1 protein-coding gene is annotated in these 231 nt (G+C 37.2%); it reads right to left on the bottom strand.

Features of this window, described 5'->3' with window-relative positions; genetic code table 11:
- Positions 1-231: ACT domain-containing protein (locus SB658_RS27985; protein ID WP_410603862.1), on the bottom strand; the 231-nt coding region annotated here is incomplete at both ends.

Genomic DNA, 231 nt, shown 5'->3' with positions numbered 1-231 from the left:
CGAGTACTTTATCATTCTCATCTTTTGCTGGATAGACGAGAACGCTCACGATATTTATTTGCAAATCACTAAAAATAGCAACGACTTTTCCAAGAATACCAGGTTCGTTTTTTACTTGAATTTCAATTTGTGAACTTGGTTGATGTGCTCCTGTTAATTTCACTAACGTGTGCAGTACAGTAGATTCAGAAATGATTCCAACTAGCTTGCCAGCTTTTGTAACAGGGAGAC

The organism is Bacillus sp. SIMBA_008, from assembly GCF_046535495.1.
GTDB lineage: Bacteria > Bacillota > Bacilli > Bacillales > Bacillaceae > Bacillus > Bacillus subtilis.
The sequence above is the reverse complement of the archived record's forward strand: the minus strand, read 5'-3'. Positions and strand labels throughout refer to the sequence as shown.